This is a genomic window from Cobetia sp. ICG0124, assembly GCF_004006355.1.
In the GTDB taxonomy this organism is placed as follows: Bacteria; Pseudomonadota; Gammaproteobacteria; order Pseudomonadales; family Halomonadaceae; genus Cobetia; species Cobetia marina.
In genome coordinates this window covers 2,315,065-2,334,363 of the sequence record NZ_CP024893.1, presented here as the reverse complement: position 1 = coordinate 2,334,363, position 19,299 = coordinate 2,315,065, and the positions used below count along the sequence as shown (strand labels likewise).

General features: G+C 64.4%; 21 protein-coding genes. 19 read left to right on the top strand and 2 right to left on the bottom strand.

Going from position 1 to position 19,299, the window contains the following annotated elements:
* Positions 1-167 precede the first annotated feature (167 nt).
* From CU110_RS10935 to CU110_RS10910, 5 genes are all read left to right on the top strand, one after another.
* Positions 168-584, top strand: a complete 417-nt coding sequence (locus CU110_RS10935; protein ID WP_164850357.1) for a TM2 domain-containing protein — start codon at positions 168-170, stop codon at positions 582-584.
* Positions 581-1,006, top strand: coding sequence for a hypothetical protein (locus tag CU110_RS10930; RefSeq protein ID WP_077372298.1), 426 nt, complete (start codon positions 581-583; stop codon positions 1,004-1,006). Before CU110_RS10935 ends, CU110_RS10930 begins: the two co-directional genes overlap by 4 nt.
* The gene (locus CU110_RS10925; RefSeq protein WP_240499571.1) at positions 1,003-1,719 is read left to right on the top strand and encodes a divalent cation transporter; all 717 of its coding nucleotides are present in this window, start codon (positions 1,003-1,005) and stop codon (positions 1,717-1,719) included. Before CU110_RS10930 ends, CU110_RS10925 begins: the two co-directional genes overlap by 4 nt.
* 20 nt (positions 1,720-1,739) lie before the next feature.
* Positions 1,740-2,288: an exopolysaccharide biosynthesis protein gene (locus tag CU110_RS10920; protein WP_127735972.1), complete on the top strand. Its 549-nt coding sequence runs from the start codon at positions 1,740-1,742 to the stop codon at positions 2,286-2,288.
* A 577-nt stretch (positions 2,289-2,865) separates the two neighbouring features.
* Positions 2,866-3,606: a hypothetical protein gene (locus CU110_RS10910; RefSeq protein ID WP_164850356.1), complete on the top strand. Its 741-nt coding sequence runs from the start codon at positions 2,866-2,868 to the stop codon at positions 3,604-3,606.
* Here CU110_RS10910 and CU110_RS10905 read toward each other — a convergent pair.
* Positions 3,566-5,494, bottom strand: coding sequence for a transglycosylase SLT domain-containing protein (locus tag CU110_RS10905; RefSeq protein ID WP_240665364.1), 1,929 nt, complete (start codon positions 5,492-5,494; stop codon positions 3,566-3,568). The two genes, CU110_RS10910 and CU110_RS10905, sit on opposite strands and share 41 nt — an antisense overlap.
* A gap of 97 nt (positions 5,495-5,591) precedes the next feature.
* Here CU110_RS10905 and CU110_RS10900 point away from each other — a divergent pair, with 97 nt between their 5' ends.
* The 14 genes from CU110_RS10900 to sixA all read left to right on the top strand — a co-directional run bounded on the left by CU110_RS10900 (position 5,592) and on the right by sixA (position 18,347).
* Positions 5,592-5,861: a DUF1232 domain-containing protein gene (locus tag CU110_RS10900; protein WP_240665363.1), complete on the top strand. Its 270-nt coding sequence runs from the start codon at positions 5,592-5,594 to the stop codon at positions 5,859-5,861.
* A 43-nt stretch (positions 5,862-5,904) separates the two neighbouring features.
* The gene (locus tag CU110_RS10895; RefSeq protein ID WP_084209092.1) at positions 5,905-6,291 is read left to right on the top strand and encodes an MAPEG family protein; all 387 of its coding nucleotides are present in this window, start codon (positions 5,905-5,907) and stop codon (positions 6,289-6,291) included.
* A 2-nt stretch (positions 6,292-6,293) separates the two neighbouring features.
* Positions 6,294-7,049 carry a PaaI family thioesterase gene (locus CU110_RS10890; protein ID WP_240665362.1) on the top strand — a complete coding sequence of 252 codons (756 nt, stop codon included), beginning with the start codon at positions 6,294-6,296 and terminating at the stop codon, positions 7,047-7,049.
* Positions 6,934-7,188 carry a PaaI family thioesterase gene (locus tag CU110_RS10885; RefSeq protein WP_240665361.1) on the top strand — a complete coding sequence of 85 codons (255 nt, stop codon included), beginning with the start codon at positions 6,934-6,936 and terminating at the stop codon, positions 7,186-7,188. Before CU110_RS10890 ends, CU110_RS10885 begins: the two co-directional genes overlap by 116 nt.
* A 14-nt stretch (positions 7,189-7,202) precedes the next feature.
* On the top strand, positions 7,203-9,086 hold the full coding sequence (htpG, locus tag CU110_RS10880) for a molecular chaperone HtpG (RefSeq protein WP_084209091.1): 1,884 nt from the start codon (positions 7,203-7,205) through the stop codon (positions 9,084-9,086).
* Positions 9,087-9,168: 82 nt separating this feature from the next.
* Entirely contained in the window at positions 9,169-9,975 is an 807-nt protein-coding gene (locus CU110_RS10875) for a glucosaminidase domain-containing protein (protein WP_240665567.1), read from the top strand.
* The gene (locus tag CU110_RS10870; RefSeq protein WP_127735954.1) at positions 9,966-11,573 is read left to right on the top strand and encodes an ATP-binding domain-containing protein; all 1,608 of its coding nucleotides are present in this window, start codon (positions 9,966-9,968) and stop codon (positions 11,571-11,573) included. Before CU110_RS10875 ends, CU110_RS10870 begins: the two co-directional genes overlap by 10 nt.
* Entirely contained in the window at positions 11,566-12,252 is a 687-nt protein-coding gene (locus tag CU110_RS10865; RefSeq protein ID WP_127735951.1) for a protein adenylyltransferase SelO family protein, read from the top strand. Before CU110_RS10870 ends, CU110_RS10865 begins: the two co-directional genes overlap by 8 nt.
* Complete coding sequence (locus tag CU110_RS10860; RefSeq protein ID WP_127735948.1) at positions 12,237-13,130, top strand: protein adenylyltransferase SelO family protein; 894 nt, start codon at positions 12,237-12,239, stop codon at positions 13,128-13,130. The genes CU110_RS10865 and CU110_RS10860 overlap by 16 nt, the downstream gene beginning before the upstream one ends.
* 638 nt (positions 13,131-13,768) lie before the next feature.
* Positions 13,769-14,935 carry an NAD(P) transhydrogenase subunit alpha gene (locus CU110_RS10855; RefSeq protein ID WP_127735945.1) on the top strand — a complete coding sequence of 389 codons (1,167 nt, stop codon included), beginning with the start codon at positions 13,769-13,771 and terminating at the stop codon, positions 14,933-14,935.
* Positions 14,932-15,264 (top strand): NAD(P) transhydrogenase subunit alpha, encoded by a 333-nt coding sequence (locus CU110_RS10850; protein ID WP_077372330.1) that lies wholly within the window; start codon positions 14,932-14,934, stop codon positions 15,262-15,264. Before CU110_RS10855 ends, CU110_RS10850 begins: the two co-directional genes overlap by 4 nt.
* Entirely contained in the window at positions 15,264-16,652 is a 1,389-nt protein-coding gene (locus tag CU110_RS10845) for an NAD(P)(+) transhydrogenase (Re/Si-specific) subunit beta (RefSeq protein WP_077372333.1), read from the top strand. The genes CU110_RS10850 and CU110_RS10845 overlap by 1 nt, the downstream gene beginning before the upstream one ends.
* A 16-nt stretch (positions 16,653-16,668) precedes the next feature.
* Positions 16,669-17,796, top strand: a complete 1,128-nt coding sequence (locus CU110_RS10840) for an NAD(P)H-dependent glycerol-3-phosphate dehydrogenase (RefSeq protein ID WP_084209087.1) — start codon at positions 16,669-16,671, stop codon at positions 17,794-17,796.
* 23 nt (positions 17,797-17,819) lie between these two features.
* On the top strand, positions 17,820-18,347 hold the full coding sequence (gene sixA, locus CU110_RS10835; RefSeq protein ID WP_127735942.1) for a phosphohistidine phosphatase SixA: 528 nt from the start codon (positions 17,820-17,822) through the stop codon (positions 18,345-18,347).
* Here the strand turns inward: sixA and CU110_RS10830 are convergent.
* Entirely contained in the window at positions 18,325-19,275 is a 951-nt protein-coding gene (locus tag CU110_RS10830; RefSeq protein ID WP_077372342.1) for an AEC family transporter, read from the bottom strand. The genes sixA and CU110_RS10830 overlap by 23 nt on opposite strands.
* Positions 19,276-19,299 lie beyond the last annotated feature (24 nt).

Sequence of the window (19,299 nt, the reverse complement as noted above, 5' to 3'; positions counted from 1 at the left end):
TTCGGTGACGACACGACAGGCTTCAACGCCACCCGCGCGGCTGCGTGGGTGGCGTTGTCGCGTCTGGACGAGGCTTGCGGGCACGAGAGGCTTGATTCCCGCTCGCCAAGACCGCATTGACTGTATTCGCAATCATGATCTGCCGTTTCACGGCTAAGGCTTTACAGATGACCGCATCGCCCGTCGTACAGGACACGCACTCCAAGACCATGGGCTACCTGCTGTGGATCTTCGGTTTCCTCGGCGCCCATCGTTTCTACTATGGCAAACCGGTCACCGGCACCATCTGGCTGTTCACCTTCGGCCTGCTGGGGATCGGCTGGCTGATCGACCTGTTCCTGATTCCCGCCATGGACCGCGAGGCGGATTTCCGCTTTCGTGAAGGGCCAATCAACTACTCGCTGAGCTGGATTCTGCTCACCTTCCTGGGCGTATTCGGCGTCCACCGCATGTACATGGGCAAGTGGCTGACCGGGCTGATCTATCTGTGTACCGGTGGGCTGTTCTTCATCGGCGTGCTCTATGATTTCTGGACGCTCAACGAGCAGATCTCCCAGGAACAGGCCACAAGGGTGTTCACATGATCTGGCTCAAGGCTTTCGTGGCGGCTTTTCTGGCGACCCTGATCTTCCATCAGGGGCTGTTCGGGCTCTTCTATCTGGCCGATATCCTGCCCAAGGCGCCCTACAACATGACCCCTGCCGGGCCGCTGGGCGTTCCGTCAGTGCTCTCGCTGGCCTTCTGGGGCGGGCTATGGGGACTGCCGCTATGGGCGCTGGTACGCCGCAGCACCGGCATGAGCCACTGGCTGATCAGTCTGGCTTTCGGTGCCGTCGGTCCGACGGCAGTGGCCATGCTGGTCGTCTTCCCGCTCAAGGGCATCGCCGTGGTGCCGATGATGATCATCGGCGGGCTGATTCTCAATGGTGCCTGGGGGCTCGGTACCAGCCTGCTGATGCGCGTGCTGGGTGAACGTCCGGCCCCTGGTGGCCGCCCGGCAGCATGATGGCAGACCTCCCCTGGGAAATGTTGGCGATGGCCTGGGCGGCCGGGTTGTGCATCCCGCTGGGTGGGGTGATCGCGCAACTGGAGCGTAGCCACGAAACCCACGTCAAGCGCAGCTGGTTGGCTGGCATCACGGCGCTGGGGGGAGGCATCCTGCTGGCAGCGGTCGCGTTGGTGCTGGTGCCTCGCGCCATGGAATCCCTGTCCGTCCTGCCTCTGCTCGGGCTGTTTCTGCTCGGGGCGCTCGTCTTCATGCAGCTGGATCGCTGGCTGGCCCGCAGCGGTGACGCCAGGGGACAGCTGCTGGCGATGTTGATGGACTTCATCCCCGAGGCGATCGCTCTCGGGGCCCTGGCATCCGCCTCACCTGCGGCGGCCATGCTGATGGCGCTGTTCATCGCCGTGCAGAACCTGCCAGAAGGTTTCAATGCCTATCGGGAGCTGGAAGGCGCTGGCCTCACCGCGCGACAGGGACTGGGCGCCTTCCTGCTGCTGTCATTGCTCGGTCCGCTGGCGGCCTTCTCCGGCCATCTGTGGTTGGCGGATGCCCCCCGGCTGCTGGGCGGGCTGATGGCCTTCGCGGCGGGAGGCATCCTGTATCTGATCTTTCAGGACATCGCCCCCCAGGCGCGAGTGGTGCATCACTGGTCTCCACCGCTGGGGGCCACGCTGGGATTCATGATCGGCATGCTCGGTGAACGTCTGGTCGGCTGATGTCTCACCACGGATATCTCATGAGCGAACACGCCAAGGACAGCGGTCTCACCGCATTGCTGGAAGAGCTGGACCGCGAGATAGAAGGCGACATCTCGCTGGGTGCCATACTGGAACATTTCAATTCACGCGGCTTCGGCCCCTTGCTGGTGTTGCCGGCGCTGCTGGTTCTGCTGCCGACCGGGGCCATTCCGGGCGTGCCGACTACCTGTGCGCTGTTCATCGGGCTGATCGCCTTCCAGCTGTTGCTGGGCCATCGCACTCCCTGGTTGCCCAGACGGCTGGCCAGCTTCAGTTTCGAGCATGAGCGCCTCACCCATGGCGTGCAGCGAGCGCGTCCCTGGACACGGCGCATCGACCGATTGCTCAAGCCGCGGCTCGGTTTCATGACACGTGGCATCGCTTATCGTCTGATCGCTGCACTGGCCATTCTGCTGGCGGCCACCATGGTGCCTCTGGAGCTGGTGCCGTTTGCCTCGGCACTGCCCGCCGCGACGCTGTTGCTGCTCGGGCTGGGGCTGATCGGTGAGGATGGCGTCGTCACACTGCGACGGAGAAGCCGGGGATGAACGCCTTATCCCTCACGCCACATGGATCCTGCTACGCTGACCCTTGCCTCCTTCCTCAAGATCGTGACCCATCTTGAGTCTCGTGATATCAGCGATGTCTACGATTCGCGTGTCCAGCAGGTACAGGTGCTCTATCACGGCTACACCGTCGACTTCCGTCATCAGCTGTGGCGTATCCAGGAGGAGTCGGTGTGTGCTCGGCTGAGCAAGACCGGCAGCGCGGCGGAGCAACGTGATTGCTCACGCATGGCCAGCCGTCTGTTCGTCGAGACCTGTCACGCCCTGCAGCAGAGGGGGCGTGCTGCCCATCTCGACACTCGCACCATGTATTGCAAGGCGGCCGCCACCTACAAGCCCCTGCGCGACCCCTATGCCGGGATGACACCTGCCCAGCGTGAGGCGCGGAAGGCGCTGGAAGCTGCCCAGAAACGTGCGGAACGCGCCTGCAATCGTTATGTGCTGGATGCGCTGTCGAGCAACTCACTTGAGGTGCTGCGTCTGCGTCAGCGCTACTGTCGTGAAAGTGAGCGTCTGTCCTCGCGACTCAAAGGCTGGCAGAAGCAGGGAATGCTAACCAATGAGTCCTTCCTACACCTTGCGTCGCCGGCTGGCCGGGGCGGGTATCGTCGTCTTGCTGCTCGTGGGGCTGGCGGCCTGGCTGTTTGCCTTCGAAGAGGGACGCTGGGTGGGCCGCGTCACGTCCCGGCCTGAGACCTTGAACCTGGAAGCCGTTGAACAGGGCAATCTGCCGGTCAATCAGTTCGTGTCGCTACGCGATCACTGGGCGGTCTATCGCGAACATGCCGAGACCTTTCGTCTGGATGCGGCTGCCGAAGGTGGGCAGCGTATCGAGACGCTCTATTACCCGGTGATCTCGGACATGAACCCCTATCTGCTGGAGCTGGCAGGATTGTCACGCGCCTTCGGTGGCATCGATGGCATTCCCTCGGACGAGTGGCCGCGCATCGAGCGCATGGGCGTGCTGGTGCGTACCGATTCCGTCCAGAGCCTGAAGAACGTCCCGCCGCTCATCGAGTTCCCGGATGGCCTGTTCGGTACCGTGCTGCATGCCGAGACGGACCTCCCCGGAGACGAGCGCGCCCTGTTGAGTGAACGCTGGCCGGACATCGACCTGGCGCGGGTGATCATCATCAATGCGGGCCATCGTCCCGGCAATGTCTGGAGCATGATCGCCTACGGGCTGCTGGGGAGCGTCAGCTGGGCAGGGGGGCTGATACTGGCGTGGCGCCTGTGGCGCCGCCCTCGCATCACTCTCTTCAGCGGCGGTCCACCAGCGCGGTGGTGTAGGGCTGATTGACCTCGCGCTCACTGACCACTCTGACGCCGTCGCTCGTGCCCTTGGCCAGCGACTCGAAGATGACGCGATACGCCAGTACTGCCTTGACGTACTCACGGGTTTCCTTGAAGGGAATGCGCTCGACGAAGCGGTCATATTCGCGCGGGGTATCGGCCAGCCAGCGATCCACGCGGCCCGGGCCTGCGTTGTAGGCCGCCGCTGCCGCAAGGCGATTGCCGGAGTAGCGGTCTAGCATCTCGCGGATATAGGTGCTGCCGAGGCGGATGTTGGTGTCCGGGTCACCGAGCGCGGCATGGCTGGGCGTGGCAAGCCCCAGGTCACGACTGACCTTGGCCGCCGTGCCCGGCATCAGCTGCATCAGCCCACGGGCACCCACGGGCGAGGTGGCGGTAGGATTGAAGGCACTCTCGCGACGCGCCAGTGCCATCAGCATCCAGGGGTCCACACCGGCGTTGGCCCCATAGCGCTGGAAGTCCTGCTGCCAGGCGGGCGGGAAGCGCCAGGACAGGCCATCCCACAGCTTGCCGCGAATGGTTGCGAACACGGTCAGGTCATACCATTGCTGCTTGAGGGCGTAAGCCGCCAGGCGACGCGCGCCGGCGTCATCGGCCTGGCTCACGGCATTGAACCATTCCGAACGCGCCAGACCGATCTCATCGATCTCCATCAGCGCCCTGACACGCCTGACGGCCGGGGTGCGGGCAATCTCTGCCAGTTGCGCATCATCGAAGGTCTGGTCATCGCGATTGAGCGAATAGGCCTTGCCGATCCGGTCCGAGGCGAGGAAACCATAGAAGTTGCGTTCGCCACTGGCGCGTGCCCAGGCGGCACGTGCCTCATCCCGGCGTCCCAGGCTGTCATCCGCACGGCCCAGCCAGTACTGATAACGGGCTTCGCCACTGAAGCGTTCCGGCATCTTGAGGACCCATTCGCGTACCTCGCCCCAGGCGCCATCGCGAATGGCATTGCGCATGCGCAGGTCGAACAGCTCCTCATCATCGAGCATGGCCAGGCGCTCATCCACCCAGCCCTGGTTGTTGGGAATGTCACGTACCAGGGAATACCAGGCCAGATCACGCTCGACCTCATGACGCTGCTCATCGCTCAGCGGCATGTGCGGGCTGACCTTGCGCCAGGCCTCCAGGGCTGCCTCGGTATCCGCGCGCACGAAGCCATGCATGGCAGCGACACTGAGCGCGGCAAAGGCATGCCCACCGTGACCCAGATCGGTCGGAATCCGGGTAATGGCGGCAAAGTTGCCATCCAGCTGCTCGCGTGCGGCGATGGCCTGCTGCCAGTTACCCGACAGCTGGCGTTCCAGGTAGCTGACCATGCTGCCCTGACCGGCGGCCCAGGCGAGCATCATGCGTTCCCAGACGGCCTGATCATCGATCACGCCACGTTCGCGCAGCGTCGAGAACAGCGGGTCACAGGCGGAATCCTGCGAGCCCGAGACATGCCAGAGTTTCAGGCCGCCTTGCGAGGCGCTGGCGAAATCATTGTTCAGCTGTGCCGTGTAGTAATGGCACTGACGGCTGGCGCCGGCCGGCACGCCATCGCTGACCTCGAGCAAAGCATCATGGCGTCCGGTGCGCCCGTAGGCCGAGATGGCCTGGCCGCGCATCCACTCCGCCAGGGGGGAATCGGCGTGACGCTCCATGAAGGACAGGACTTCCGCCGGCGTTGCGTAGGGCAGGCGTGCCTTGAGCTGGTGATATTCGATATAGCCTTCCAGCACATGGCCGTTGACGGCGACCTGCTGGATATCCTGGAAGCGCTTGGCTCGGGCATCCTCCAGCGCAGCGCGGAAGCTCTGATCACTGGGGGTGGCCGCTTGCAGCGGCAGGCTGAGGCCCAGCAGCAGACCCAGGCTTGTCAAATGGCGCAACGATGTGAAGCGGCGCATGGCGCGGGCCATGGGCAAGGCAATGTGGTTGACCCGCCTGTTTGGTCGCCGACACGTATTGGGCAAGGCCGGAGCGGCATTGCGTACACTCGTTCCGCTGTGCCGTGACGTGATCAGTGGACGTTATCGTCCGGTGCCGTGGAAGGCGCTGGGACTGGCCGCAGGTGCGTTGCTCTATCTGGTCTCGCCGCTGGACCTGATCCCCGACATGCTGGTGGGGCTGGGGATTCTGGATGATCTGGTGATCGTGACCTGGTTGCTCGGCAAGCTCGATGATGCGCTGGCCGACTATCGCCTGTGGCGCGGCGAGGTCCCTGACCCCGAGCCTTCCGATCCCTCGGCGCCCTGACGACGGACGATGCCTTTCATGACGAGTCTCGAGGAAATCCTGCATGCTGATCTATGCCTGCCTGCTGTTCGCGGCGCTGATGCTGGTGCTGACCAAGGCGCCCGTCGCCTGGGCCCAGCAACGTACCGGACGCTATGACAACCATGACCCCCGCGCGCAGCAGCGCGAACTCACGGGCTTCGGGGCGCGTGCGCTCGCCGCGCATCAGAACAGCAACGAGGCGTTCCCGCTGTTTGCCGCCGGGGTGCTGGTGAGTGTCATCGTCGCGCCCGGCGCGCCGATCGCCACCACTCTGGCGGTGATCTTCGTGCTGGCGCGTCTGGGGTACTGGGGCTGCTATCTGGCGAATATCGCGCTCTTGCGCTCCCTGCTGTGGGGCGTCGGCTATCTGGTCTCCCTCGCGCTGATCGCGATACCGCTATGGATGTGACGGTGACGGCGTCGGAGGCGACGAAAGACGGGCCGCACAGTCTGCTGGGGCTGGCCGTCAATCGCGCTGACGTGCCGGCGGCGGGAGGAGGGCTGGATGACGCCAGCTGGGTGAGGGCGCTGACGGGGTTCGTGAGCTTCATTCCGCATACCGCGAGATTGCAGGTCAGTGTCGATGAGGTCGCCGCGCCGGCCGTGCGCATGACGTTACCCTGGCAGGCGGCACTGGTGGGGGACCCGCATCGCCACCTGGTGCACGGCGGCGTGCTGACGATGTTCGCCGACACCCTGTGCGGCAGTGCCGTCCTGACGGGCCTTGAGCGTCCGGAAGTCTGCCCGACGCTGGATCTGCGTCTCGATCATTATCGTCCCGGGGTGGAAGGCATGGCGTTGATCGGCGAGGCACGCGTCCTGCGTGTCACCGAGTCGATGGTCTTCACCGAAGCGCAGATCTGGCAGCAGCCGGGCAAGCTTCTGTGTCGCGCCATCGGCAACTTCGTTCGCCTGGGGGCGCGCAATACGCCTCCAGGGTTTGGCGAGGCGCTGATGGCCGCCGCCGCTTCGCTATGCGATGGCCGCCATGCCCGAGAACGTCGGCAACCCCATGTTGCCCGCCGTGCATGGAGGCGTGCTGGCGGCCGCGATGGAGACGGCCGCCACGCTCGAGGTGCTGCGCTTGAATGGCCGTGGAGGGCGTCAGGCGCGTCTGCCCAAGTTGATCGATTTCTCCATCGATTATCTGGCCACGGCGCGGGGTGACAGTGTCACGCGCATCGATTGTGAGGTGCTGCGCGAGGGACGGCGCATGGCCAACGTGCGCGTCAGTGCCTGGCAGCACTCCAGTCAACGGCCGGTCGCCAGTGCGCGCATGCATTTCGTGCTGGAACCTCTGGCATAGAGGGGTCCTTCACGATGACCACCGCCACCCACACCGAAACGCATGGCTTCCAGACAGAAGTGAAGCAGCTGCTTCACCTCATGATCCACTCGCTGTACTCCAACCGCGAGATCTTCCTGCGCGAGCTGGTCTCCAATGCCGCGGATGCCTGCGACAAGTTGCGCTACCAGGCGCTGGACAACGATGCCCTCTACGGCAACGACAGCGAGCTGCGCATCGAGATCGAGCACGATGCCGACGCGAAGACCATCACCCTGCGTGACAACGGCATCGGCATGAGCCGCGATGACGTGGTGGCCAATCTGGGCACCATCGCGCGCTCCGGCACCGCCGAGTTCATGAAGAACCTGTCAGGTGACCAGCAGAAGGATTCGCGTCTGATCGGCCAGTTCGGTGTCGGCTTCTATTCCGGCTTCATCGTCGCCGACGAGATCACCGTGCGCACCCGTCGCGCCGACCTCGATGCCGACCAAGGTGTCGAGTGGAAGTCCCGTGGCGAGGGCGAGTTCAGCGTGGCGGACATCGCGCGCGCCGAGCGCGGTACCGAGATCGTGCTGCACCTCAAGGACGATGCCCTCGAGTTCGCCGATGAACATCGCCTGCGCAACCTGGTCACCAAGTACTCCGATCACATCGAACTGCCGGTGCGCATGCAGCGTGTCGAGAAGGACGAAGAAGGCAACGAGCAGATCCACTGGGAAACCGCCAACTCCGCCACTGCGCTGTGGGTGCGCTCCAAGTCCGAGGTCAGCGACGAGGAGTACAAGAACTTCTACAAGCACGTCTCTCACGACTTCTCCGACCCGCTCAGCTGGAGCCACAACAAGGTCGAGGGCAAGCTCGAGTACACCAGCCTGCTGTTCGTGCCGGGTCGTGCGCCGTTCGACCTCTACCAGCGTGATGCCGCGCGTGGCCTGAAACTCTACGTGCAGCGCGTCTTCATCATGGATGACGCCGAACAGTTCCTGCCGCTGTACCTGCGCTTCATCAAGGGCGTGCTGGACACCAATGACCTGTCCTTGAACGTCTCGCGTGAGCTGCTGCAGCAGGACCCGCAGGTCGACAAGCTCAAGTCCGCGCTGACCAAGCGTGGCCTGGACATGCTCAAGAAGCTGGCCAAGGACCCCGAGCAGTACCAGACCTTCTGGAACCAGTTCGGCTCCGTGCTCAAGGAAGGCCCGGCGGAAGACTACGCCAACCGCGAGAAGATCGCCGAGCTGCTGCGCTTCTCCACCACGCATACCGACAGCGCCACTCAGGATCAGTCGCTGGCCCAGTACGTCGAACGCATGAAGGAAGGTCAGAGCAAGATCTACTACCTGGTCGCCGACAGCTTCAACGCCGCCAAGTCCAGCCCGCATCTCGAGATCTTCCGCAAGAAGGGCATCGAGGTTCTGCTGCTGACCGACCGTATCGATGAGTGGCTGATGAGCCACCTCACCGAGTTCGACGGCAAGTCCTTCGCCGACGTCGCCAAGGGCGATCTCGATCTCGGCGATGTCGAGAACGAGGAAGAGAAGAAGGCTCAGGAAGAGACTGCCAAGGCCAAGGAAGATCTGGTCAAGCGTGTCAAGGAAGCGCTGTCTGATAGCGTTCAGGAAGTGCGTATCACGCACCGTCTGACCGATTCCCCGGCCTGCGTGGTGCTGCCGGAGCACGAGATGGGCTACCAGATGCGCAAGATGATGGAAGCCGCTGGCCAGCCGCTGCCGGAAGTGAAGCCGATTCTCGAGCTGAACCCGGAGCACGCCCTGGTCTCGCGTCTGGAAGGCGGCGAAGGCGACTACTTCACCGACCTCGCTCACGTGCTGCTCGATCAGGCCATCATCGCCGAAGGTGGCGCGCTGGAAGACCCGGCCGCCTACGTGCGTCGCCTGAACGGCATGCTCAGCGCCTGAGGCGACTGACCGGACACGTCACCTGGAGGCTCAAGGCATTTTTGGGGTTTCATGCAGCCTCATGAGATACGCTGCCAGTTTGATGGTGGTGATGGCCGTGTGCTCGGTCGCCGAGGCGGCACGCCTGGATGACGAGCTGCTGGTCAGGGACACCACCCATCAGATGCCGGACCTGCGTGTCCTTGCTGCCGGCAATCCACGCAAGGTCGCCTTCTTCGAGCTGATGATCCCGCTGGTGGTGGCCCAGAATCAGCGTCTTTCGGAACAGCGTGACTGGCTGCAGGCGATGCGTCGGCGAGCAGGCGAGGCCGGCAGAGACTACAGCGAGCGTGAGCAGGAGCGATTGAATGCCCTGTGCGAGCAGGCGCAGCAGCGCTGCAGCGTCAGCGCCGCGGACATCGGCATTCCCTGGGACGACCTGCTGGCGAGCATCGATACCCTGCCACTGGACATGGTGATGGTGCAGGCCATCGAGGAGTCCGGCTGGGGGACGTCCGGTCACGCCCGCAACGCCAACAATCTGTTCGGCATGCGCTGCTTCACCTCCGGCTGCGGTACCGGCCGGGCAGGGCGTGAATATCAGCGCTTCGAGAGTCTGGAGGCGGGGCTGGCCGCCTATTACCAGAACCTCAATGCCAACCCGCGTTATGCCAGGATGCGCCAGCTGCGGGCCCGCCTGCGCAATGCCGGTGAACGGGTGCGCGCCGAGGATCTCATCCCGATGCTGGGCGCCTATTCGACCCGGGGCGAGGCCTACTTCGCGACGCTCAATGAGCTGTTGCGCTGGAATCGCGGCCTGATCCGTACCGTGCGTGAGCGCCTGGCGGCCAATGGTGTCTTGTCCTTGTCCCACGGTCTGACAGAAGGGATCATGCCCCGATGCATCTGAGCAATGATCAACGGCGGATTCTCGCCCACCCCTTTCCCTCGCGACTGCGCGATCGCACGCCGGCCACCAGTGCCGAGAACAGCGATTGCGTGGTGGTGCGAGCCTGTGCCGGCAGCGGCAAGACCGTCCTGATGGTGGAGCTGGCGCGGACCTATGCCGATGAGATCCTCATCTATACCTCACTCAACCCGGCGGTCGCGGGACGTACGGCCAGCCAGCTGCCGGCCAATGTCCAGTCCCTGTCGTTGCACCAGCTGGCGCGTCAGGCGCTGCAGGAAGAGTACGGCGACAAGCTCAAGCGGCAGCCGGACATCACGCGCCGACTGTCGCCCCAGAGCCTCAACTGGCTGGGCAGCCTGTCCAGTCAGTCGCGCAGCCTGATCGCCCAGGGACTCAATACCTTCTTCACGCTGAGTGATGCCGTGCCCATGCCGGAGCATCTGCCGGAGGGCTGCGCCGACCGCTTGAGCGCCAATGAGCTGCGCCAGCTGGTCGAGAGCATGCGACTGGTGTGGGAGTGCCTGCTGGACCCGGCGGACCATCAGCAGGCGCTGTCCTTCAATGCCTTGCTCAAGCTGTGGTCCCAGCATGGTCAGTCGCTCGATGCCGATCTGGTCATGCTGGATGAGGCCCAGGACGCCACGCCGGCGCTGCTGGCCATGCTGAGACGTCAGCGCTGTGATCTGCTGCTGATCGGCGACCCACACCAGAGTCTGGCACGCCAGGCCGAGGGGCTGAGCTCGCTGGATTCGCCGCTGCTTGGCGATGCCACCGTCTATTCCCTGCCGGGGGCCTGGCGATTCGGGCCGTCACTGGCCGCGCTGGGAACGCGTCTGGCGGCCTGTTCCCCGACCTCGCGTGAGCAGGCCATGAGCGGTCTCGGGCCTGCCACGCGTCTGGCGGCACCAGGTGTGCGTGAGGCCTTGCTGACCGCCGGCGCGCGACATGCCGTGATCAGTGCCGGGCCCATCGCGGCGCTGGGTGAAGCGCTGGCACTGCATCAGCGTGGCATCGCGGTGGCATGGCTGGACGGCATCGAAGGCTATCCGCTGGCGGGTCTGCTGGACCACTGGCGCCTGTGGCGCTGCCACCAGCTGGCGGAGCAGGGCGACAGGCACGAGCAGCAGCAATGGTGGCGTCAGTTGCCGCCAGCACTGACGCGGCTTGGCCAGACCCCGGCACAGGTGCTGGGGGCTCTCGCGCGTCTCGATGATCATCAGGCGCGCAGCCTGCACGAGCTGGCCTCCTGGTACGCGCAGGCGCCGCTGGATCAATGGATCGGTGAGCTGCGCAGGCAGGATGGTGATCTGCAGGCCGCCATCCTGGCCGACCAGACCGTCACGCTGCCTTGCGTCATGCTCGGGACCGTCTTCCGCGCCAAGGGCCTGGAGTTCGATTGCGTCGTGCTGGCGGATGACCTGATGTTGCCCGGTGAACGACAGCAGCTAGCCAATCAGGTGCTGGTCACCAATCTGACCTACACCGCTGCCACGCGGGCACGACAGCTGCTGGTGCTCAACGAACGGCTGAGCCACTGGTGGCAGGCGCAGGCCGAGAGTGAGCGCTTCCCTCTAATCCAGGAGTTGCCACGTGCCTGATCTGATGTCATTGAGCTTCAACAACCGCTACGCCCGTCTGCCGGAGCACTTCTTCAGTCGTGTTGCGCCGCAGCCACGTCAAGGCACTCGCCTGGCCGATGTGAGTCCTGACTGCGCCCGCCTGCTGGGCCTGGGCTCGCTGGTGGCGGAAATGGCGTCAAGCCGGGAGGATCGCGAGTCACTTCGCCTGCTGATGGCGGGGGAGCGCCTGCTGCCGGGCATGGACGCGCTGGCCCAGAAGTACACCGGGCACCAGTTCGGTCATTACAACCCGCAGCTGGGCGATGGGCGCGGCATGCTGCTCGGTGAGCTTCAGACCGAGAACGGCAGCGTCTTCGACCTGCATCTCAAGGGAGCCGGGCGTACGCCATATTCCCGCTTCGGTGATGGGCAGGCGGTGGTGCGCTCCAGCGTGCGCGAGTATCTGGCCAGTGAATACATGGCGGCGCTGGGCATCCCGACCAGTCGCGCGCTGGCATTGGCGGTGAATGCCGAGCAGGTCCAGCGCGAGACGCTCGAGCCCGGTGCCACCGTGCTGCGGGTCTGCGAGAGTCATCTGCGTTTCGGACATTTCGAGTGGCTGGCGCACTCCGGCCGTCACGCCGACCTCAAGACGTTGATCGACCACGCCCTGCGTGAGCACTTCCCGGAGTGTCTGCCCGAATGTTCGAGACAGTGATCACTCGCACCGCGAAACTGATCGCGGCCTGGCAGGCCTACGGCTTCGTGCATGCCGTGATGAACACCGACAACATGTCGCTGCTGGGGCTGACCTTCGATTATGGCCCCTATGCCTTCCTCGATGGCTACGAAGAGAATCTGATCCCCAACCATACCGACCAGGCCGGGCGCTATGGGTTTGCCCAGCAGCCGGGCATCGGGCTCTGGAACCTGGAGCGCCTCGGGATTGCGCTGTCGCCGCTGATCGATGTGGAAGCGCTCTCCGCCGCGCTGGGCGCCTATGAAGGCGAGTTGCAGCGCGAATATGCTCGCCTGATGCGCGCGCGTCTCGGGCTGCCGGATTCCCGGGATGAGGACATGACACTGGTGCAGCAATGGCGTGAGCTGCTGGCGGCCGGCAAGGTGGATCACACCCACGCCTATCGTCTGCTCAGCCATTGGGATGTCACGCAGGCCGCGCCGGAAGCGCTGGTCGTGCGCCTGGCGGGCGAGCGTGGGCCGCACGGCAACTCGGCACAGGCGCGCGATGAAGCCTCGGCCTGGCTTGCACGCTATCAGACACGTGTCATGGCCATCGGGCTCTCCGCCGATGATGAGCGCCAGCGGCGCCTCGCCATGCTGGGTGTGAACCCGCTCTACGTGCCGCGCACGCATCTGTTGCTGGAAGTGATCGCGCGGGTCGAGCAGGGCGATGACACGACGCTCGAAGCGTTCCGTGAGCGCTTGGGTGCCCCGTTCCATCGTCCTGAAGAGGGCAGTCTCGAGGCGGCGCAGGCACTCGGTCAGGCGCAGGGTGTCGAGGCGGAACTCGTCGATGACTGGACACGCCCGCCGGCGGCGAATGCCGCACCGATCTGCATGAGCTGCTCTTCCTGAGCCGCGCCTGGCGAGAGGGCTGGACCGCTTTCTGACAGTGCAAGCGCTGGCCGAGCATCCGCTGGGCGCAATGCCGGGATCACGCGCTGGCACTCACCTCGGCGCCATCACGAGGGGAGGCTGCTTCGGTGGCATCCCTTTACCCGTGGCAATGGCGGCAACAGCCATAAGCTTGAGATTATGCGATGCATAACACAAAGCTGAGCTATTCTTGGAAGGGCCTGATTCACAAACTCATTGGAAATCAGTCGCTTGGCGAGATGTAGAGTGTCGTTCAGGCATAAGCTCACTGTTATGTCGCGCATAACGTTAGCTTTATGATTGATTTTATTGCCTTTTTTGCAATGCAGCGCTTGACCCTGATATACCGACGAGAAAAGACTGATACTGGACACTCATCGTGTCACAGGGGATGTCAGGCCTCTTGGCCGTGCGTGACCCGCGGCTTGCGATTCCGGCACGCCTCACCTGTGACAGACAATAACGTCGCTGAAAGCGCATCGGGCAGGCAAGGATGACGCGAATCAGCGCTCAACAGGAACGACGCCATGAACCTTTCAAGGCTGGCAGCCTCTGGCATGAACATGGATGTGAAACGAGGTGCGCGATGCTGAATATTCTTGTCGTGCGTGAAATGCGTGCGCCCGAGCGCAGACCCCACCCTGGCGCGCGGAGAATGTCGTGTCGCGCTGGACCCGGTGACGGCCGGCAAGCTGGCACGTCATCTGGACAGCGCCATCGCTGACTCCGGCGACGCCATCGTGCACGTGGAGAGCGGCGCCGGGCGCCATGCGCACTTCGATGATGCCGCCTATGCCGAGCAGGCCGGAGTCGCCATCGTCGCCGAGCAGGACATCCCGGCGGCACGTGCCGCGGCGGACCTCATCCTCTGCGTGCGTACGCCCAGCGAGTCCCAGATCAACGACTTCCGTGAGGGCGCGGTCATCGTGGCCCTGATGACGCCGTATCAGAATCCGCAATTGATCCAGACGCTTGCCCAGCGCGGGCTGACCAGCCTGTGCATGGAGTTCGTGCCGCGCATCTCGCGTGCCCAGAGCATGGATGCCCTGTCCTCCCAGGCCGCCGTGGCCGGCTATCATGCCGCACTGCTGGCGGCCAACGAGTCCTCGGTATTCTTCCCGATGCTGACCACCGCTGCCGGCACCGTGCGTCCGGCACGTGTCGTGGTGGTCGGGGCCGGTGTCGCGGGGCTGCAGGCCATCGCCACCGCCAAGCGTCTCGGCGCGCAGGTCTGGGCCTATGACATTCGCGCAGCCGCCCGTGAGCAGGTCGAGTCGCTGGGGGCCAAGATGATCGATACCGGTGTCGATGCCTCCGGTGAGGGTGGTTACGCCCGTGAGCTGACCGATGAGGAGCGCGCCCAGCAGGCCGAGGCACTGGCGCGTCACATGGGCGATGCCCATGTGGTGATCTCCACCGCGGCGATTCCGGGGCGTCCTTCGCCGCGCATCATCAGCCGCGAGATGGTCGAGGGCATGAAGCCCGGCGCCGTGCTGGTGGATCTGGCGGCGGAAGGGGGCGGCAACTGTGAGCTGACCCAGCCCGGTGCCCGGGTCGAACATGGCGGCGTCACGGTACTCGGCCCGCTGGACATGGCCTCCAGCCTGTCGGTCAATGCCAGCGAGATGTACGCCAAGAATCTCTTCAACCTGCTGACACCCTTCATGAAGGATGGCGAACTGTCGCTGGACTTCGAGGATGCGGTACTCGGCCCGATGCGCCTGACCGAAGCGGGCCGCATCACCCACGATGACGTACGCGCTCGCGCGGAGGACGCCGCATGATCGAAGGACTCTCAGCCATATACATCCTGATGCTGGCGGCCTTCGTCGGCTACGAGGTCATCTCCCGGGTACCGGTGATCCTGCATACGCCGCTGATGTCCGGTTCCAACTTCATCCATGGCATCGTGCTGGTCGGGGCGATGATCGCCCTCGGCCAGGCCGAGACCGGCATGCAGCAGTTCATCGGCTTCATCGCCGTGCTGCTGGGTGCGGGGAACGCGGTGGGCGGCTACGTCGTCACCGAGCGCATGCTGGAAATGTTCAAGGCCAGTGATCGCAGCAAGGGCGCTGACGCGGCCAACGCCATCAACGACAAGGAGGCTCGCTGATGAACTGGCTGGTCGAAACAGGATATTTCGCCGCGGCGGTGGTCTTCATTCTGGGCCTCAAGCGCATGTCGCACCCCACCACGGCGCGCAGCGGCATCCACTGGGCCGGGATCGCGATGGTCGTGGCCACGCTGCTCACCTTCCTGCACCCGCAGATTGACGGGCGCTACGGGCTGATGCTGCTGGCCATCGTGATCGGTGGCGGCATTGCCTGGTACTCGGGCAAGAAGGTCGCGATGACCGACATGCCGCAGATGATCGCCATCTACAACGGCATGGGCGGCGGCGCGGCGGCGGCGATCGCCGCGGTCGAGCTGATGCGCATGAGCGACAACCCGGGACTGATCGAGCAGCACGGCTCGCTGGCCCTGTGGCTGGGCGTGCTCGGCGCCTTGATCGGTGCGGTGGCCTTCTCCGGTTCCATCATCGCCTGGGCCAAGCTGGACGGGCGCATCAAGAAGGCTGTCCATTTCCAGAATCAGCAGCTGATCAACATGATCGTGCTGGGCCTGGCGATCTATCTCGGGGTGGTGATCGCGGCGGTGGAGCCGTCAAGCTCGCTGGTGATCGTGTTCTTCGTGCTGGCACTGCTGTTCGGCGCCATGCTGGCACTGCCCATCGGCGGCGCGGACATGCCGGTGATCATCTCGCTGTTCAATGCGCTGACGGGCCTTGCGGTGGCAATGGAAGGTTTCGTGCTGGGCAATGCCGCGATGATCATCGCCGGTACCGTGGTCGGGGCGGCGGGTACGCTGCTGACCCAGCTGATGGCCAAGGCGATGAACCGACCGATCCGCAACGTGCTGTTCAAGCAGTTCGGTGGCGCAAGCGGCGCGGAGCAGGGTGAGATCGAAGGCAGCATGAAGGCTTCTGATCCGATGGACGCTGCCGTGCAGCTGGCCTTCGCCGAGCGCGTCATCATCGTGCCGGGCTATGGTCTGGCGGTGGCCCAGGCGCAGCACAAGGTCTGGGAGATGGTCGAGCTGCTGGGCGAGCGTGGAGTGGAAGTGCGCTTCGCGATCCACCCGGTCGCCGGTCGCATGCCGGGCCACATGAACGTGCTGCTGGCGGAAGCCGGGGTGCCCTACGACATGATCGCGGACCTGGACGAGATCAACAACGACTTCGAGAACACCGACGTGACGCTGGTCATCGGCGCCAATGACGTGGTCAATCCGGTCGCCAAGAACGATCCCTCTAGCCCGCTGTACGGCATGCCGATCCTCAATGCCGATCAGTCACGCAACGTGCTGGTGATCAAGCGTGGCCAGGGGGCAGGCTTCTCGGGTGTCGAGAATCACCTGTTCTATCTGGACCACACGCGCATGGTCTATGGCGATGGTCAGAAGGTGGTGGGCGACATGATCACGGCGCTCAAGACACTCTGAACTGACAGGAGTCTTCATGTCTGCCTCTTCACCCGCTCCTCGTCGCGCCATCCGTGATCGCGAGCTTTCGGAAAGTGCACCGCAGGCAGCCGGCTTGAATGTCTGTGTGCTGGGCGGCGGCAGCTTCGGCACCGCGATCGCCTCGATCGCCGCCGACAATGGTGCCAATGTCACCCAGTGGATGCGTGATGCAAGCCAGGCCGAAGAGGTCAACACCGAGCACCGCAATTCGGGCTATCTGCCGGATTTCGTCATCAACTCGGCCGTGCGGGCCACCACCGACATGGCAGAGGCCCTCAAGGAGGCGGAACTGGTGTGCGTGGCGATTCCCTCCAAGGCGTTTCGCAGTGTGGTGCGTCAAGCGCGCCCGCATCTGCGCGAGGAGCAGATTCTGGTCGCGACCACCAAGGGGATCGAGAGCGAAGGCTTCACCCTGATGAGCGAGGTGCTGGAAGAGGAAACCGGCTTCTCCCACATCGGCGTGCTCTCCGGCCCCAATCTGGCCAGTGAGATCGCTCAGCGTCAGCTGACCGCGACGGTGATCGCCTCGGATGACCCCTACACCCGCGCACGCGTGCAGACGGCCTTCGGCTGTGATTACTTCCGGGTCTATGCCAGCAATGATCGTTACGGGGTGGAGCTGGGCGGGGCGCTGAAGAACATCTACGCCATCGCCGCGGGCATGGCGGCGGCCCTGGGCATGGGGGAGAACACGCGTGCCATGCTGATGACACGGGCGCTGGCCGAGATGAGCCGTTTCGCCGTGGCCAAGGGCGCCAATCCGATGACCTTCCTCGGCCTGGCTGGCGTGGGGGATCTCATCGTCACCTGCTCGTCGCCATTGTCGCGCAACTACCGGGTCGGCTACGCCCTCGGGGAGGGGCGTACTCTGGATCAGGCCGTGGAGGTGCTGGGGCAGGTCGCGGAAGGTGTCAATACGGTGCGGCTGGTCCAGGATGAGTCAGAGCGTCTGGAGATCTACATGCCGCTGGTGAATGGCATGGCCAAGGTGCTCTTCGAGGATGTCGATCCTCACCACATGGCCCGCGCCCTGATGGGCGGTGAGCAATCCACGGATGTGGAATTCGTGCTGTCGCGCGAGTCCGTCAAGCAGGCGCGTCAATTGGAACCTGATGGCTCCTGAAGACTCCCCTTCAGGAGAAAGCCATGAGTGTATTGATCATGCGTCACGGGGAGGCAAGCTCCGGCTCGCCGGACGCCAGCAGGGAATTGAGCGCCCGAGGGCGTGAAGAAGCCCGCCGCATGGGGCAATGGCTGGCGCATCAGTTGCCCGCGGAACGCCGTGCCCGTCTGACCCTCGTCGTCAGCCCCTTCACCCGTGCCCAGCAGACGGCGCAGGAAGTCTCCTCGGCGCTCAAGCTTGCCGGTGAGCAACAGACGACTCTGGAAATCATCACCCCGGATGACCCGCTCACGCCGGTGCTGGATTGGCTGCAGACCCACGTCCCGCCCTGCAGCGAGGCGCGTGAGCCGCGTGATTGGCTGATCATCAGCCACAACCCGCTGGTGTCGAGCCTGGCCAGTGCGCTGGTGGATGGCCCCGGCAGCACTCAGCTGGCCTTTGCCACCGCGAGTCTGGCGTGGCTGGATGCCGATATCTGGGCGGCAGGTCTGGCGGACCTGCACCACTTCGTCAGCCCGGCGGAGCTTGCTAGACCAATCCGCTCAGCTTGAGGAGGAAGATGCCCAGGGTGATGGTGAGCGCGGCCATCAGGGTACTGATGGCGATGATGTTGGCGGCGAGGCGATCATTGCCGCCCATGGCCCGCACCATCACGAAGCTTGCCGCCGCCGTCGGTGAGGCGAAGAACAGGAACAGCACACCGAGTTCCGTGCCGCGAAAGCCCAGCAGCACGGCGAAGGCCGTGGCCACCAGTGGCACGCTGATCATCTTCATCAGGCTGGCACTCAGCGCCAGCTGGCGGCCTTCGCGAAGTGAGCGCATCGAGAGGGTGCCGCCAATGCAGATCAGCGCCAGCGGCAACGTCATGCGCGCGAAGTAGTCACCGGAGGTTTCCAGCCACTGTGGCAGCTGCCAGCTGAACGCCGCGAAGGGCAGCGCCGCCAGGACACCGAGAATCAGCGGGTTGGTGATGATGCCGCGCGCGATGGCACTCCAGCTGGTGCGGCCATCGCCCAGATAACTCGATAGCACCACCACTGACAGCATGTTGTAGGACAGGATGACGACGCCCATCAGGATGCCGCCCATCGACAGGCCGAGATCGCCATAGAGGTTGGCTGCCAGTGCCAGCCCGACGATGGCACAGTTGCCACGAAACGCCCCCTGGACGATCTCGCCGCGCTCCTTCAGCGGAATGCGCCAGATGGCCCAGCCCCACAGCAGCAGGAAGGTCCCAAGCGTGGCGCAGGCGAAGTAGAGCAGCATGCCGGGGCGCAGGGCGTGATCGAGGTCCGCTCGCACGATGGACAGAAACACCAGTGCGGGCATGGTGCCCTTGAAGACCAGGGAAGAGGCGGTGCCGATGAAGGTGTCATCGATCCAGCCGAGACGCTTGAGACCCAGTCCCAGAAATACCATCGCGAAGACCGGCACGGTGATGTTGAGTGTCGCGACGAACAGCGCCAGCATGTCGTTCATTCCAGTCTCTCGCTCATGTCAGTC